The sequence below is a fragment of the Seonamhaeicola sp. S2-3 genome (genome assembly GCF_001971785.1).
Classification (GTDB): Bacteria; Bacteroidota; Bacteroidia; order Flavobacteriales; family Flavobacteriaceae; genus Seonamhaeicola.
This window is the reverse complement of sequence record NZ_CP019389.1, coordinates 2,315,031-2,331,641: the sequence shown is the minus strand read 5'-3', so window position 1 is coordinate 2,331,641 and position 16,611 is coordinate 2,315,031. Positions and strand designations below refer to the sequence as shown.

At 34.6% G+C, this 16,611-nt stretch carries 9 protein-coding genes; 3 read left to right on the top strand and 6 right to left on the bottom strand.

Features of this window, described 5'->3' with window-relative positions; translation table 11 throughout:
* Positions 1-1,344, top strand: coding sequence for a Gfo/Idh/MocA family protein (locus BWZ22_RS10300; RefSeq protein ID WP_076699821.1), 1,344 nt, complete (start codon positions 1-3; stop codon positions 1,342-1,344).
* 3 nt (positions 1,345-1,347) lie between these two features.
* Positions 1,348-2,541, top strand: coding sequence for a Gfo/Idh/MocA family protein (locus BWZ22_RS10295; protein WP_076699820.1), 1,194 nt, complete (start codon positions 1,348-1,350; stop codon positions 2,539-2,541).
* A gap of 118 nt (positions 2,542-2,659) precedes the next feature.
* Here BWZ22_RS10295 and BWZ22_RS10290 read toward each other — a convergent pair whose 3' ends face one another.
* The 3 genes from BWZ22_RS10290 to BWZ22_RS10275 form a co-directional block, all read right to left on the bottom strand.
* The gene (locus BWZ22_RS10290; protein ID WP_083692286.1) at positions 2,660-3,535 is read right to left on the bottom strand and encodes an esterase family protein; all 876 of its coding nucleotides are present in this window, start codon (positions 3,533-3,535) and stop codon (positions 2,660-2,662) included.
* A 199-nt stretch (positions 3,536-3,734) separates the two neighbouring features.
* Positions 3,735-5,651: a hypothetical protein gene (locus tag BWZ22_RS10280; protein ID WP_076699815.1), complete on the bottom strand. Its 1,917-nt coding sequence runs from the start codon at positions 5,649-5,651 to the stop codon at positions 3,735-3,737.
* Between the two features lie 151 nt (positions 5,652-5,802).
* Positions 5,803-9,258, bottom strand: a complete 3,456-nt coding sequence (locus BWZ22_RS10275; protein WP_076699814.1) for a glycosyl hydrolase — start codon at positions 9,256-9,258, stop codon at positions 5,803-5,805.
* Between the two features lie 217 nt (positions 9,259-9,475).
* On the opposite strand from BWZ22_RS10275, the gene BWZ22_RS10270 reads away from it, so the two are divergent.
* Entirely contained in the window at positions 9,476-10,405 is a 930-nt protein-coding gene (locus tag BWZ22_RS10270) for a hypothetical protein (protein ID WP_076699812.1), read from the top strand.
* A gap of 539 nt (positions 10,406-10,944) precedes the next feature.
* Here BWZ22_RS10270 and BWZ22_RS10265 read toward each other — a convergent pair.
* The 3 genes from BWZ22_RS10265 to BWZ22_RS10255 form a co-directional block, all read right to left on the bottom strand.
* A complete protein-coding gene (locus tag BWZ22_RS10265; protein ID WP_076699811.1) occupies positions 10,945-13,548 on the bottom strand; it encodes a glycoside hydrolase family 2 in 2,604 nt (867 codons plus the stop codon).
* A 20-nt stretch (positions 13,549-13,568) separates the two neighbouring features.
* The gene (locus BWZ22_RS10260; protein WP_076699809.1) at positions 13,569-15,308 is read right to left on the bottom strand and encodes a sulfatase; all 1,740 of its coding nucleotides are present in this window, start codon (positions 15,306-15,308) and stop codon (positions 13,569-13,571) included.
* 173 nt (positions 15,309-15,481) lie between these two features.
* Positions 15,482-16,609 carry a glycoside hydrolase family 105 protein gene (locus BWZ22_RS10255; RefSeq protein ID WP_076699808.1) on the bottom strand — a complete coding sequence of 376 codons (1,128 nt, stop codon included), beginning with the start codon at positions 16,607-16,609 and terminating at the stop codon, positions 15,482-15,484.
* Positions 16,610-16,611 lie beyond the last annotated feature (2 nt).

Sequence of the window (16,611 nt, the reverse complement as noted above, 5' to 3'; positions counted from 1 at the left end):
ATGAAAACCAATAGAAGAAGTTTTATCAAAAAGACTGCTACAGCAGCAATAGGTGTTAGTTTAGTGGGTACAGCAAATGCCATGTCTGCTAAAAGCTATAATAATATTATAGGCTCAAATGACCGACTTAATATAGCTATCCAAGGACTTGGGCGTCGTTATTTTTCCTTTATTGAAGCAATAGCAGCCAAAGAAAACAATGTTCGCCTCAAATATCTATGTGATGTTATGCCTAGTCAGATAGAAAAAGCAAAATCTAAAGTTGGTGAAAAAATTGATTATAAAATTGCCTCCGAAATGGACATTAGAAACATAATCAATGATAAAAACATAGACGCTATATTTATGGCTACACCAGACCATTGGCACACACCTGGAGCCATCATGGCTATGCAGGAAGGCAAACACGTTTACCTAGAAAAACCTTGTAGCCATAATCCTCATGAAAATGAACTTATAGTAGCGGCTCAAAAAAAGTATAATAAAATTGTACAAATGGGCAACCAACAACGTTCCTCTTTAGAAAGCCAAGAGATTATTAAAGAAATACACAATGGAATCATTGGAAATGTATACAGAGCTATAGCCTTTTACACAAACAGAAGAGGAAAAGTACCTAACCCTGTAAAAGCAGATCCTCCAAAAGGATTAAACTGGGATTTATTTCAAGGACCATCTCCAAGAAAAGATTATACTCATGACACATGGAACTACAATTGGCATTGGTATGGATGGGATTTTGGAACCGCTGAAATGGGAAATAATGCAACTCATGAACTTGACATTGCTCGTTGGGCTTTAGATGTAAAATACCCAGAATATGTTGATGTAATTGCTGATAAAAGACAATTTAAGGATGACGGCTGGGAAATGTATGACCAAATGGAAGCTACCTTTACATTTTCTAACAATAGAGTTATTCAATGGGATGGAGATAGCAGAAATGCTTATAAAAAATATGGAAGAGGAAGAGGTACTATTATTTATGGTTCTAAAGGTTTAGTTATGGTAGACAGAGATGGTTATGAATTATATGACCTAAAAGGAAACCTCTTAAAAGAAAATAAATCTGGTGGTACTGAAAGCGGTTTAGCGCTTGGTGGTGGTGGCAACCTAACCACTCGTCATGTTACCAATTTTTTTAATGCAATTAGAGGAAAAGAAAAATTAACCTCATCTATTGAAGTTGGTGCCATTTCTCAAATGTTAACACATTATGCCAATATTTCTTACCGAATTAACAAAGGTTTTAACGTTGATGAAAATTCTGGTAAGATATTTGACAGAGAAGCCATGAAACTTTGGTCTAGAACATATGAACCAGGTTGGGAACCAAAATTATAAGATATGAAAAGGCGTACTTTTATAAAAAATACAGGTATTGCTTCTGCTGGAATTATCACCTCTAGTTCATTATTTGGAATCACTTCAAAAACGAGTAGTAATTCTAACAGTATTGTTAATATAGGGGTTATAGGAACAGGTCAAAGAGGTACAGGTTTAACATCAATAATTAATAATATTGATGGGGTTAGAGTTGTAGCTTCTTCTGACATTATTCCTTTTAGATTAGAAAATGGTTTAGCTAAAGCTAATACAAAACCTAAAGGCTATAAAAACTATAAAGATCTTTTAGATAACAAAGATGTTGATGCTGTAATTATAGCCACACCATTTAGCTCACATGCCAAAATAGCAATTGATGCAATAGCAGCAGGTAAACATGTGTATTGTGAAAAGACATTAGCAAAAGGATATGATGATATTAAACACTTGGTAAATAAAACAAAGCAATCTAAAACCATCTTTCAAACAGGACATCAGTACCACAGTTCTAGACTATACACTCATGTAGTAGATTTAATTCACTCTGGAAAAGTTGGAAATATTATTGCCTTTGAATGTCAATGGAATAGACATGGTAATTGGAGAAGAAAAGTACCAGACCCAAGCTTAGAAAAAGCCATTAACTGGAGAATGTATAAAGAATTCTCGGGAGGTTTAACGGCCGAATTATGTTCTCATCAAATTGATTTTGTGAATTGGGTTTTAGGAGAAACCCCCAATCAAGTTATGGGAGTTGGCGGTATAGACTATTGGAAAGATGGCAGAGAAACTTATGACAACGTACATCTTATATATTCCTATCCTAATGGCATTAAAGCTAAATTCACTTGTCTTACTAGTAACGCTAAAGATGGTTATCAAATAAAAATTTTAGGAGATAAAGGCTCCATAATAATTGATGCTCAAAATGCATGGTTTTACCCTGAGGGCAATAAAAATAAAGTTATGGGAGAAGTTGACGGAGTTAGTGGAGCTACTGCTTTGTGGAACAAAACAAAAGGATATAATATTAATATTGAACACCTAAACCCAAGCAAGCAAGCCTTATTAGATTTTAAATCTGCCATTATTAATAACAAAACACCGCTATCTGATATAACTTCTGGATCCAAAACAGCAATATGTGTTCAAATGGGGTTAGATGCTATGTACAACAACAAAATTGTGTCTTGGAATAATGATATATTACTTTGATTATACGCTTTTTAAATTAAATAGAATGCTTTACAGTTAATAGTGTTTAGTGAGGTTTACCTTATTAAAAACAATACACCAACTATAAACCTCTTACTTTACTGTTTCAAAATGTATTTTAAAAAGAATTACCTGAAAGATTTTTTTGAATGAATTTCAAAGCATCATTGTAGCTTCTTGTAACACACTCATTACTGTGCTTTCCATCAAGAACTCTATATTCATGTTCTACTTTTTTATTCCGAAATACAATGTGAAGTTCTGCATTTGGACCAGAATGATAATCATTATCACAGCATTGAATATACCATTTAACACTATTTAGGGCTTCTGCACTTAATTCTTTAGCCATATATAGGGGTTGATTTTTATAAAAAAAATCATTAACATATGCATCTCTTGTATCTTTTTTACCATAAATATGTTGATGAAACTTTTGGTAATCAGATTCTGGCATGTTCTTAAATTGATAATCTGTATCAATTGCAGATTGAAAACCTAAACATATTCCAAAAATATTTGGATATAACATTGAAAAACGAAGTGCCCCAAATCCACCCATAGAATTTCCTGCAATCATGGTTTGTTTTGGGCTATTTGTAACAGCGTATTTTTCTTTAATAAACGGAATAAATTCACTAATAAACATAGTACTATACTTTATAGTTCCTTCGATATTATCCATATACCACGTTTTATCAGTCTTAGGTGATACAATTATTAATTTTGGAAAGTTATGTTTGCTTATTAACGAATCTACAATTTTTATAAACTTTGATGATGAAAAGTGATTCCCTCCAAAACCATGTAAATAATACAGTACAGGCAGGTCTTTGGCTTGGTTATACCCTGAAGGTAAGTAGATGTTATACTTAACATCTTTTGACAAGGTTTTGCTTTTAAAAATTTGATTTTCATGAATTTTTCCGTTTTGTGAAAAACACAAAACACTTATGAATAACAAAACTATGGTATGAGCTATCTTCTTTTTCATTTTTTGTAACCTTACACCTTTTATTCATATAGTTTTTAATATCAAAATGTTTATGAGCAGATACCCAAATTAGATATACGGTTTGTTTCATGCTTGCGTTAGGGATTGCAGTGAAAAGCCCACAGCCCGACGTAGGAGGTGCGAGGACTTGCAACGTAAAGCCCGACCCCTTGCGGGTAACGCCCAAATTAAAGTTAATCTAACTTACAAATATATCAATACTCAACTCACCTTGCCCTTCTTCAAAAAACACTTCTAAAGGTAACGCTTCAACACCTGGTACCATATTAAAGGTTCGCTTTCCTGCTAATTCTTTGGTTTTAATTGGAGCGGTTGCTTTAATTGTTACTAAACCTTCTGGTTTTTGAATGGTTATTTCATTTTCACTAATATTTATTACCTCTTCTTTTGAAGGGGAAATAATTGGCAACACAAAAGCAGTTTGCTCTTTAATTTCTTGTTTGGTACTAACCTTAATTTCTGTTTTATTGGCAGAACACTTGTAAGCAATATCAAATGCTGAAGCCGTACCTTCAACTACATCTCTATCTACATTTTTCAATTTAACATCTGCCAGTAGTTTAATTATTCCACTTTCATCTTTTGAAGATACAGTAGCAGGCAAATCATATAAATTTGTGTACCAAACACCGTTTTTAAAGGTCTCTATACGTGGTGTTAAGCAAATATCTTTACCTGGTTGTGGTTGTTGATTATTTTTTTCAACTAAATGATACTTTGCCATACTTGCAGCACATAACAAGCCTACTTTGTTATGATACAATACCCCTAAAGCTCCACCTGATGCTTGTCGGTAATCGTATTTATAATGGTATTCTGCATCATAAGCACTTACAGTTCCTCTCCAATCACCTCTTGCAAAAAGGTAAACATCTAAATCTTTAAAGTGTTTAATACCATCTGCTGTAGTTCTTGGTAAACTAGAATTTTTATTGATTTCGGGTAAATGTTCCCAATGATCTAATAGTGAAGCTAAGGGTTTAGCATGTGTAAAGGTATGGTGTACACAGGGTGGAACTCCTGCTTCAACAAAATGTGGGCCTCCATGAATTAAACCATCTGAGGTACACGCTTTTAATAATTCTGTATTTTTAACCGCAGCTGTACCAAATGCTGAATTTATATGTGCCATCATTGCAAATGCGGGTTGGCTACCATCACAAGTTCTACTACCCCAATAACTCCATTTGTACATACGGTTACCCCAACTGTTATCCCATGCGCCATCTGGTAACATAAATTCTAAATGACTATTTAACGATTTTGTAACGATTTGTAGCAACTCTTCATCTTTTTCTTTAAGCGCATACATTACTAAACTGTTCAAGGTTTCTTCTACATTGTAACCTAAATCAACACCATGCAATCCTTTTTCACTTAACTTACTAGAGCTCTTTTTACATTCGCCAAACAACAAACCTTCATTGGGTGTAAAATAGGCTTTAACTTCAGAAGCTAGGGTTTTGCTCTTTGCTTTAAAGTCTTCTCTATTTAGAACATCACCTATTAAATTCAATCCATAAACTGCTGTTCCTGGATAGTTAATGTTTGTAAAGTCTATAGTAAACGTATCGTAAATATATTGTCCTGCTTTTTCAAGACGCTTGGTCCACGCCAAACGGGTTTCTTTGTCTAAAACATGACCGTGGTAATGTAAGGCTTCTGCCAATGCAATGGCTCCAAAAACTGTAATACCTTTCCATGATTTTGGGTTTCTAATTACAGTCCATGCACCATTCTCTTGCGAGACGTTATTCTCAGCCCAAGTCATTACTAATTTAGCACCTTCTAAATATTTTTCTTCTCCAGTTTTATCTGCCATATATAAAAACGGATAGACTGCATCCATACATCTCCCATGAATATGATCACATGATGGACAATCTAAAGCTCCATGTTCTTCTAAATTAGACGGATTGTTAATTTGAACTTTAAGCATCCCATCGCACCAATCTTTTAACAGACTAGAAATTAAGTTTTTAAATTCTAGTGAATGTTCTGAATGATTTGAACACGCGTTTAATAATCCGGCTATAGGTAGAGACATACCTACTCCTGCTAGGGTTGATAGTTGAATAAAATTACGTCTTTTCATTTAGAAATTGGTGTTAATTGTATGTGTAAAAGTAAGCTAAGTGTGAATTATAACTATCCTGATTTATCCTGTAATTCTAAACATATCTTCTAGATTTCTTAAAAGACAAACACAATCTATGGATAATATATCATCTATAAAAGCTCTCGTACTAATGAACAAGTTTAAGAACCACGGAACCAATTAAACCAGAATCTTCTAATTCAGTTTCATCCTTTTTAGGAGGGCTCGTAGTCCATGTTTTTTTATTATCTTTTGCTCTTAAATTATCAAAAATAAGCTGGTTACGCCACGTATTGGTTATCTTTATTTCTAAAGTATTTTTGCCTTTTTGAATTGCTTTTGTAATATCAAACACAAAAGGTGGGGCCCATTTTACGCCTATTTTTTTACCATTACACCATACTTCTGCAATGTTAGCCACCTCCCCTAAATCTAAAATTGTATGTTTAACTATTTCTTCTAGTTGAAATGATTTTGAATACGTCATGGTTCCTGAATAATGCTGAATAGCTTTATTCTCTAAACTTGTTAAAGATTTTAATTCTGGAAGTTGAATCGCTTCAGGCGTATCCCAGCCTTTTTCAAACTGTAAGTTCCAATCCTTTTGAAGTGTTATGTCTTCAACAGAAATCGTTTTAGTTATTTTGTTTCCATTTTGATGAAAGACATAATCTCCCGAAACGGAAGCTACAAACACATTTCCCTTTCTTGATAATTTTGGAAAATCAGCAACATCATGAATCTTAAACCAACCTGTCTTTGAATTTAAAATAACCTGTTCATTTAGTGTTACTTTTGAAGCTAAAGCCGTTTTATCTTCTTTTGAAAACACCACAATTGCACTACCGCTTTCTGGTAATGATAAAGTTACATTTGTTCTATTATTTTCCCGACTCCAAACCATGGCGTCCTTCTGTTCTCCTGTAAACGCATCCCAAATTTCTGGACTTAGGTTATTCACCCTAAAACTTACCGCAACATCTATTGGTTTTTTGTGTTTTGAAGCTACAAAATAAATATGCGCATCGGCAGTTTCTCTATGTATCCAATTGATGTCTAAATCTTTTGGAACAATAACATCAGGAGCGATATGCTCTTCTTTAAATACCTCTTCCAATGTTTTACCCCAATATACTTTTCCTTTACCTACTTGTTTTACTCCGCTTTCCGTATTATCCCATAACTCATCGGCAATAGCTCTAAGTGTTATTAAATCGTTTTCATCATCCATCAAACTAGGTGAATCTACAGGTTTGTCTCCCAAAATTACGGCACCTGCTTCTACCAAAGTTTTTAACTTTTTTATGGTAGAAAGTAACATTTGCCTAGAATCTCTTAATGTAATAATTTGGTAATCACCAGCACCCTTAACATGTATCCTTCCATTTTTTACACTTACTTTATCATGTAAAATTTCTGCATTTAAATAATCAAATCTGTAGCCTTTAGGAAAATAATCTAAATCGAATGGCGGACGCTCATAATGATCGCCATAATACCTAAGCACATCGGCCACATACTCACCTTGTTGCAATACATATTGATTTCTGGTTAAATAATCGGTCCAGTTAGACATGTATTTCCACCAAGTTTGCTCTCGTACTAAGGGAAACCCTATATTCCCTCCAAAACTAGACCCTGGTTGCACATTGGTTTGTGGTGTATGCGAAAACGTGTGAAACACCAAATGGTTTACTCCTTTTGCAAAATTATAGTCTATTAAATATTTTACAGAAAATGGATGTTCGTCCCATTTTACTCCTACTTGGGTACAAGCCTCTGCAGCAAGTATTGGTTTATTATATAAATGTGTTGCTGATGCTGCATTGTAAATAGGTTTAGCATATTCATTTTGTGCTGATGGTGCACTTGGGTACCAAAACTCGGTCATTGGGTTGTCGCTAACGCCATAATACCGCATAGGATCTATTGGCAACACTTCGCCTCCTGCGCCTTCGGTATAAACTTCAACCCCCATATCGTGAGCTACGGTTGCAAAATGTTTAAAGAAATTATCTATAAATAGGTCATCCATGGTGTGCCGTAAATCTCTTAAAAATTTAGCAGTTACTTTTGGACTTTCAATAATATAGCCCATAGTGGCTGGCAAGTATTTTTTCATACTATAGCCTCTACGGTTTTCAAATTCTTTGAACATATCTTCAGAATGCATGGTCCATGTAGGCACGTGACTTTCCCAACTATCAATTAATAGCCCTTGCAATTTACCATCTCCAATAGGGCCACCTTCTTTAATTAAATTACCTATCATCCCTTTTCGTAAATGATTTTCTATAGCAACTTTATCAAGTTTACTTGATTCCCAACCAGTGGCTTCAGGAACGGCAGGTTTATTGGTTAATCGCATATTGATATGCCCGAACCGAACCACCGTCCAACGGCCTTCGGGAACTTCCCAATTTAGTTTACCTTCCGAATTCATTTTATCCGTTAAATTTACTATATCATTGAGATTTATAAAGGTTTTTTCATTGTACGCATACTGCACATCCTTTTCAAGACGGCGCAGTACTTTTGCGGCCTTAGCTTCATGGTTATGAAGTTTGGGTTTTGCACTTAGCCGGATAACTTCTGGTGCTATAGTATGTGTGCCTTTAAAAGTAAACACAAATTTGTTTGAAGTGGTTTCTGGAATAGCTAAAGTTAAATGTTTTCGCCTATCGTTCCAGTTAGCATCGGGGATATTTACTGTTGTTATTTCTGTTAGTTTATTATCAATAAGGGCTTCAACTTTAATAGCTACATCTACTTGCGGATATTGGGTACCCATAATAATATGCCTTAATTGCGGAAGCTGTATAGTACGTAATGTAATAGGACTATCAAATGTTGTCTTAACCCAAGAATCTTGATTATTTACTTTTGAAATACCTTGTTTTCTGTATGTATTTAAGGGTTGATCTAAACGCGTAGTTTTTCGAGTTACAATTATTTTAGCATCTGGATTAAAAATGTCCTTCCATGGTACAGCTGTGTTATTAGTTTCTATTAAAGTAGGTTTGAAAGGAGGCGTATCATCCCCTTCTGGGGTTGGAAAAGCTAATACTTGAATGTCTTGATAATTGTAATCTGGTGTATGATACAATGAATCTATCTCAAGTATATCATTAAAAATTTGTTTACCAGAAACGTAATAAACCGTTTCAACCACTTCGCGTTGTGCTTCTTCAACGGGCACCCAAGGACCACCAGTCATAGACCAACCTGGACAATTTTGCATGGTAAATTTTAAACCTAACCGTTTACATTCATTGGCTGCATGCCTAATCATATCTTCCCATTCGGGAGATAAAATCTCTATAGGTTTTACGTTTGGATAAGGCCTTCCTGCTTTATTAAATAGGTGTACGCCTTGTAACCCTGCTTCTTTTATAGCTTCTAAATCTAATGTTAAACCTTCTTTACTAATGTTGTTTCCATTTAGATGAAACCAAGTTTCAGGACGGTATTTATTAGCGGGTGACTTAAAGTTCTCTGACAATTCATTGAAAGCTATTTCAGGTTCTTTAACTAATTTTTCTCTGTGTTTTGACTGGCAACTTAAAATTAGAAATACTAGAAAAATGTTTAAAATCTTATCCATTGGTAGTTGATAATTTTAGCAATTAAAATAATTACTTTTATAATTTGAAAGCATCCTGCTGTATCATGTAATTGATGTTGAAAACCCAATTCTATTTTTAAAAATTATTATTAAAAAAACATAAGACTTTTAATTCTTTTCAGCTTTAAACAGGACAGTACAGGATGAAAGTATTTTATCCATAAAATAATTTTACGATTAAATATTGCCATATATCATGAAAAAATCAACATTTATTTACAAACTAGTATCAATTACCACATTAATGGCTTTTGTAGCCTTTTTTTCTTGTACAGAAGATGGACTTGGGTATTCTGAAGACACAATAATTTATGAGACCCCAGAACCTGAACCAGAACCTGTAGAGATAGCACCAGATGAAGACACAGGTCCTTACACAACATGCAACCCTGAGGGAGAAAATGCTACCAGAACATCGAACGATTTGCCAAACCCTGTTAATGTTGGAACTATTGATGATAGGAGTTGTTATGCTAATTACAAAGAAAGTACCATCGATGGTATTACATGGGGGATATACAATATAACAGATGGTTCAAATAATCAAGATGCACCAAACACTTTACAACCCCGAATAGAACGCTCATTAAGCAGATCTAGCAGTACAGTAGTAGGAAGTTATGCAAAATTTACTGGAATCTTTAGAATTCTTGAAGTAGGTGATGCTGGTTCTGATAGTCAGAATGGTACTTACATTGCACAAGCCAAAGGAAAACACACTGGCGGCGGAGGCTCTAATGACCCTGCTATTTGTTTGTATTTAGCTAAGCCTGTATATGGGACTGGTATCAATGCTGATAAGCAAGTAGCTTTCGATATCTATGCAGAGCGTATCCTAGAACGTGGTGGAGAAGGAAGCGGTAGAGAAGTTGTTTTCCTAAAACAAGTAAATAAAAATGAAATAGTTGACTTTGAACTAGAGGTAGGTTTTAAAGAAGACCCAAACGATTCTACAAAAAAAATCCATTATTGCAATGCAATAATAGGAGGAGAAACATTTAACTGGAATATTCCTGAACCAGATAGAGGTCTAGAATCAGGTATTAGATATGGTGCCTATAGAGTTAAAGGTGGTAGAGCTCAAATTAGATGGGCAAATACTGAGTATGAAAAAGTTGAAAAATAAGTCACCTATTATTTTTAGAGAAAAATATTTAACATCGATAGTCAATTAAAAATACTGCATAAACATATGTAGAATTATAAGGTAGTATCTCACCAAGTGTGTAAAGTTTAAAATATCGAGGGTTGCAACCCTCGATATTTTTTTTTGATTAATTTTAAATTTTATCCCCTTATGAAGAAAAAAGATTTATTAAACGATGAATTTTTGAAACAATTCAAAACAGACAAAGAGCTGACTTTATTTTTAAAATCCATTCAAAATCGAGGTATAGAAATGTACTTCCTAAATCAACTACCCAAATATGCGTAGTGCACCAAATCAGGAATGCTAACAGCAGATATGTGGTGTGAAAAGATAAAAAGGTCTTCTCTAAGGGTATGAAAAAACATACAATGCTCTTACCAAACAAACGGCTAAAGCTGCTTTAAATGACTTTGCAAAAACCAGGGAGACCAAATACTTATATGCCGTTAAAAGCTGGAGGGATAACTAGGACGAACTTACCGTATTTTATGAGTCCCTGTGGAGATTAGAAGTAACTAATTTACTCTTCTTAATTTTATACCGCTAAGTCTTGTCTTTCCTTTTTTAGCATTAAAGCTTACTGTTAGACCTTTATCATTTTCAACCGTAATTAAAAAACGTTTCATTACACCGCGGTCGTCTCCATATTGCTTTTTAAGGTTTATATCGCTCCAAACAGGCTTCTCATTTACCACAATATCCATGATATTATCTTCCTTGGTTTTTAATTCTGCTAAAAGTATAGACAATTCATAGGTTCCTTTAGGAACATCAAATTTATAGGCCTCAATACCAATACGCTGCGTTTGGTAAATAGGGTCGTTCTCTGTTCCTTTAACACTTACGTTAGTTCCAATATTATTTCTTCGTTTACTTTTAAATCTTAAAAAATCACCACCTACATAACCATAACCGCCTTTTTCATAAGCTTTATCGGGCATCCATAAATAATCTATATTATCGGTTTCAATAAAATAACAGTATGAACCAACATTTATGGCTATTTCCTTAAACGGATTGGTTTCACTTTTTAAGTTCTTAGGCTGAAGTGTAAACTCTATAATTGCAAAATCTTTTAATAGTTCTCCTTCTTTCTCAGAAACAACTTCAATTAAGTTATTTCCATGCTTTAAAGGCACATTGAAAGTAGCTGTAGAAAAATCAAATACTTTTTTACCTAGCGAAGTTCCGTTTACAAACAATTCCACATCTTTTCCATTGCCAACCACTGTTATTGGTTGTGTAGCAACGTCGCCTCCTACGGCATCTGCTATTCCAGCTCTTTTTTTCCAAGACTTAGAGGCTATTGCCAAAAATGGCGTTTTCTTTAATAATGCTTGATATAAGTAATACGCATCTTTTTTCTTTCTATCGGCAGAAACTAAACCTTTACTATTAATATGCGGTACGGCATCTTTTCGGTGTTCTACCTGAAAATCGGCATAATTCCAAACATTTGCTCCCACAATTTCTGGCATATCTAAAATGGTTTTCATATAAGCCTTATGAAGTTCAAATTGATATTCTACACTAAAGTCGAATCGAGTAGGATTGTAAGAGCGTATTCTAGGGTCTGCTCCACCGCCATACTCACTTAAAATAAAAGGTTTATCGGGATTTAATGCCAAAGAACGTTCTACTAAACTTCTTAGGTTTTTATCAATATCTTTTAATTCTTCAACATACCAGCCGTAATACTTATTGTATCCTACCAAATCGGTTAATCTTATTCCTAGTTTATCTTGGTATGCTGGTTCTCTAAAAAACACACAGTAAGAGTACCGGGTGTCATCTTCATCTTTTATGGTTTTTCCTAAAACTTTGTGCGTTTCTACAAAGTGTTTGGTGTACGCCTCTCCTAGTTTATCAGGAGCTTTCATTGTAGTTTCGTTCCCTAAATTCCAAGCCACAATAGCAGGGTTGTTGTAATTAAAACGAATGGCTTCCTTGAGCATTTTTATGCTATTTTGCTTTCCGGTTTCGTTGGCTGCAGCTTTATCTACAAAAGGAATTTCGAGAGTAGCAACTAGCCCTAATTTATTGCACATTTCTAAAATAGCTGGATCTTGCGGATAATGGGCAATTCGTAAAAAATTAGACCCCATTTCTTTAAGTAACCTCATATCATTTCTATGAATTTCATCACTAACTGCATTGGCTTTTCCTAGAAAATCTTGATGTCTGCACGTTCCAATAAGTTTGGTTTGTTTTCCATTGATAAAGAAGCCTTTTTTTGCATCGAAACGAAACCATCTAAATCCTACAAGGTTTTCAATTCTATCGTATACATTACCTTTTTTATCTATTATTTCTGAAACCAATTTATATAAATATGGACTTTCTGGAGACCATAAATTTGGATTAGAGATAGAAAAATCACTAAACACCTCGTTTCCATAAGACGCTTTCGACTTCATTGTTTTTACTAAGTTGTTTTGGGCGTCATATAAGGTTTGTTTTACATAGTACGTGCCTTTTTTAGGCCTTACAACTTTAGATTGTACTGAAATTTTAGCCGAAGATTCTGAAACTTCTGGAGTTCTAATAAAAATAGCATTTGCTCCTAAATTAGCCACTTCAAAATGAACAGGTTTGGTAATGATTAAATGCACATCTCTGTAAATACCACCATAAAATGAAAAATCGGCTGCTTGTGGTATAATTTCGTCATTATGTGCATTGTTTACTTTAATAGCTATTTCGTTTGTTCCTTCTTTTAATGCTGAGGTAATATCTCTGGCAAATGTAGTATAGCCTCCAATATGATCTTCACCTACTGCCTTACCATTTACATATAACGACGTTACTTGATTGGCCGCCTCAAATAACAAAAACACTTGTTGATTGTGGTAAATCTTAGGAATTATAGCCGTTTTTTTATACCAACCATCTCCACGATAATAACCATCTTCATCATCTAAAATATCTTTAGTATTCCAAGAATGGGGGAGGGTTACTTTTTCCCAATTAATATCAAGTGCTTCACTAAAGGGGTTTTCTAAACTTCCTTTATAGAAACTCCAAGCATCATTATAAGTTTCAATGTGTCTTACCTGTTGTGCATAAACAATACTAATAAAAGTAAAAGCTGTGATTAAAAATGAAAATAATTTCTTCATTTTATTTTATGCCATTTAAATTAATTAAATTCTACTGTTTTACTTGGCTTAAACCCTATACGATGTGCTTGAACCATTAGTTTTGTACCTTTAGGTAACTCAATAGGGTTCTGATAAATTGCCCATGACTGCGGTGTTTTACCGTCCTTAATTACTTTATACCCAATTGAAGCCCCTGTAGTTTCACAACTTATTTTTAGCTTTCCATTGTTTACAGTGATCGTAGGTTCGGATGTTTTAGGCTGACTATCATTCCCGCCCCACAAACGCTTTACTAATTTTCCTTCATCAAGATTTGGAGTATCTCCAATTTCGGTTAACCACCTATCCATTTCTGAGCTTAATTCATCAAGTTTCTCTTTGTAATTTGGGTCTTCGGCTAAATTGTTTAGCTCATAAGGGTCGTTTTTACAATCGAATAACTCTTCAACTGGTTTTTTCTCTCTAAACCATTGCATTTGAATATCATTTAATTTCCCTTCTTCTTTAAGTCTTAACAACTCCTGCATAGCTGGAATTTTTTCTCTGTATGCTACTGGTAAATAATATCCCTGCTCAGGTCTATAATTTCTAATGTACTTATACTGACTATCTCTTACGGCACGAATAGCATCGGTAAATCCATCAAATCTATCGGCCGCAGCATGAATGTATTGTCGTTCTTTAGCTTTGTATTTTCCTAAAAATGCTTGCCCCTGCATATAAGGCTTTGGTTCCTCTCCTATTAAAGATAATAATGTAGGTGCAAAATCAACAAAACTTATAAGTTGATTGTCTTTTGTTCCTGCGTGCATTTTTTTTGGAAAACGTATAATCATTGGTGTGTTTAATCCAGAATCGTAAATTAATCGTTTTTCTCTTGGTAAAGGTCCGCCATGGTCGCCATAAAAGAAAATAATGGTATTTTCAAGCAATCCGTCTGCCTCCAATTGTTTTAAAACAGCTCCAATTTGGTGATCCATTTCAGCTATATTGTTATAAGCCTTCCACATGTCTCGACGTGTTACTTTAGTATCTGCTAAATATGGTGGAATATTAAAGTCTGTATCTTTTGAAAGGTGCACAGGCGTATCTTCTTCTGCCATCCTATTTTTGGCATGCGAAGCTCCAAAATTTTTCCATTTATAGTTTCGGTCTCCCGAGTGGTAATGTCTTGTTTCTATTTCTCTAAATCCGTAAGGCTCAAACAATCCCGACTCATGGGTTTCTGTAAAATTAAATACTGAAAAAAATGGCTGATTTGCCGCTCTATTTCTCCAATGTGCGTAAGGACTACTTTCATCCCATGCTGTTTTTGGTGCTTTAAATTGATAATCTTCTTTATAATTATTAGAGCAATAGTAACCTTGCTTACGTAGCAACTCACTAATCATTTTAACATCTGTAGGTGGTACAGCTTCATATTTTGGCACACCTATTTCATCATTATAAGAATTGGTGCGCATATGGTTAGCACCAATACTAGATGGATACATACCTGTAGCGATGGCAGCTCTACTTGGAGCACAAACACCAGAAGTGGAATATAAATTTGGATAGATTACGCCTTCGTTAGCTAATTTACTTAAGTTTGGAGTTACTACGGTAGAATCTCCAAATGGTGGGATGTATGCTCCCATATCTTCGGTTACTAACCAAAGTATATTTGGGCGTTCGGGAAGTTCAGAATTAATTGCTACGTTTTTTTTTGTTTCCTTGTTTTTTGTTTGGCAACTTGTAATACTTAAACAAAGTATTACTATTAATTTAAAGAATTTCATTTGTGTGGGTTTAATTGAATTATACCTGTAATTTTTATATAATAAAAGTGGGTTGCAAACTAGCCTGCGTTAGGGATTGCAGAGGAAAGCCCACAGCCTGACGAAGGAAGTGCGAGGACTTGAAACGTAAAGCCCGACCCCGCCCTAAAGCGGGGTAACGCCCATATAATATTTTATTTTAATTTTAAAACCTCACTACCAGCCATTAAAAAGGCTCCGGTACCAAAATTTTGCCAACTATCTGCTGTAGCTGGTTCTGGAAATGCTCCTATATTTTGCACCCAACCTACGCGACCATCATCATGCTGGCATTTAGCTAATGCATGCCAAGCTTTTTTTACAGCTGGCGTATGTTTCTTGTCGATTAAGCCATTATTAATTCCCCAAGCAAGTGCAAAGGTGTAAAACCCGCTGCCACTAACCTCGCCGTGGTTGTAGCTTTCTGGACATAATAAACTTGTTCTCCATAGACCGTCTTCTGGTTGAAGTTCTAAAATTCTATCGGCCATATCTTTAAATAGCTTTTCATAAAATGGGCGGTGTTTATAGTCTTTTGGCATATCGTCTAAAATTAATGCTAAACCAGAAATAACCCAACCATTTCCACGGGACCAAAATATTTTTTTACCATTTGGTTCTTTTTCATCTTTATCGGAACCGGTCCAAACAAAGCGCATATCTCTTGCAAACAATCGTTCTTCTTTATCGTATAATTGATTATAAGTTTGCATATAAAATTTATGCATCTCATCTAAATACTTTGGTTGGTTGGTGTGTTTTGCATATAAATTAAGGACAGGCGGAGCCATAAATAGGGCATCGCACCACCACCATAAAATTGTACGACCGTATTTACTTTTATCTGTTCCTGCTTTCCAGTTATCATCTTCATACAAATGTGCGTCTAAGAATTTTTTTGTTGGTTCTAAGTCTACAAAATTCTTTCGTCCTCCTACCATATCAATATACAAATAGCTGTATGAAATAGCCACGTCATCGGCATGATGTAAACGTTTATAAGTTTGCCAGTTATTCCAATAGCCTTGATTTTTTAAGGCCGCCATATACATCATATCTTTAGTTGCCTTGTGAGCTCTTGCTACCCCTGTATAATAGGCTCCAGCAGTCCAATCGGTTGGGGCAATTGCAAAAATTGGGTGTGCTTCTTGCCATTCTAATGCTTTTATCATAGAAGCTTTAACCTGTGCTTTATCAATAGGTTTAGTTTCTGTTACTTTTTGTGCTGTGGAACAATTAAAAAGTAATACAACTGCAAAAAGTGTTAAAATTGTTTTATTCATAT

Excerpts from the sequence above, each read along its gene's own strand:
- BWZ22_RS10300 (WP_076699821.1), top strand. The coding sequence starts at position 1 with ATGAAAACCAATAGAAGAAGTTTTATCAAAAAGACTGCTACAGCAGCA.
- BWZ22_RS10295 (WP_076699820.1), top strand. The coding sequence starts at position 1,348 with ATGAAAAGGCGTACTTTTATAAAAAATACAGGTATTGCTTCTGCTGGA.
- BWZ22_RS10290 (WP_083692286.1), bottom strand. The coding sequence starts at position 3,535 with ATGAAAAAGAAGATAGCTCATACCATAGTTTTGTTATTCATAAGTGTT.
- BWZ22_RS10280 (WP_076699815.1), bottom strand. The coding sequence starts at position 5,651 with ATGAAAAGACGTAATTTTATTCAACTATCAACCCTAGCAGGAGTAGGT.
- BWZ22_RS10275 (WP_076699814.1), bottom strand. The coding sequence starts at position 9,258 with ATGGATAAGATTTTAAACATTTTTCTAGTATTTCTAATTTTAAGTTGC.
- BWZ22_RS10270 (WP_076699812.1), top strand. The coding sequence starts at position 9,476 with ATGAAAAAATCAACATTTATTTACAAACTAGTATCAATTACCACATTA.
- BWZ22_RS10265 (WP_076699811.1), bottom strand. The coding sequence starts at position 13,548 with ATGAAGAAATTATTTTCATTTTTAATCACAGCTTTTACTTTTATTAGT.
- BWZ22_RS10260 (WP_076699809.1), bottom strand. The coding sequence starts at position 15,308 with ATGAAATTCTTTAAATTAATAGTAATACTTTGTTTAAGTATTACAAGT.
- BWZ22_RS10255 (WP_076699808.1), bottom strand. The coding sequence starts at position 16,609 with ATGAATAAAACAATTTTAACACTTTTTGCAGTTGTATTACTTTTTAAT.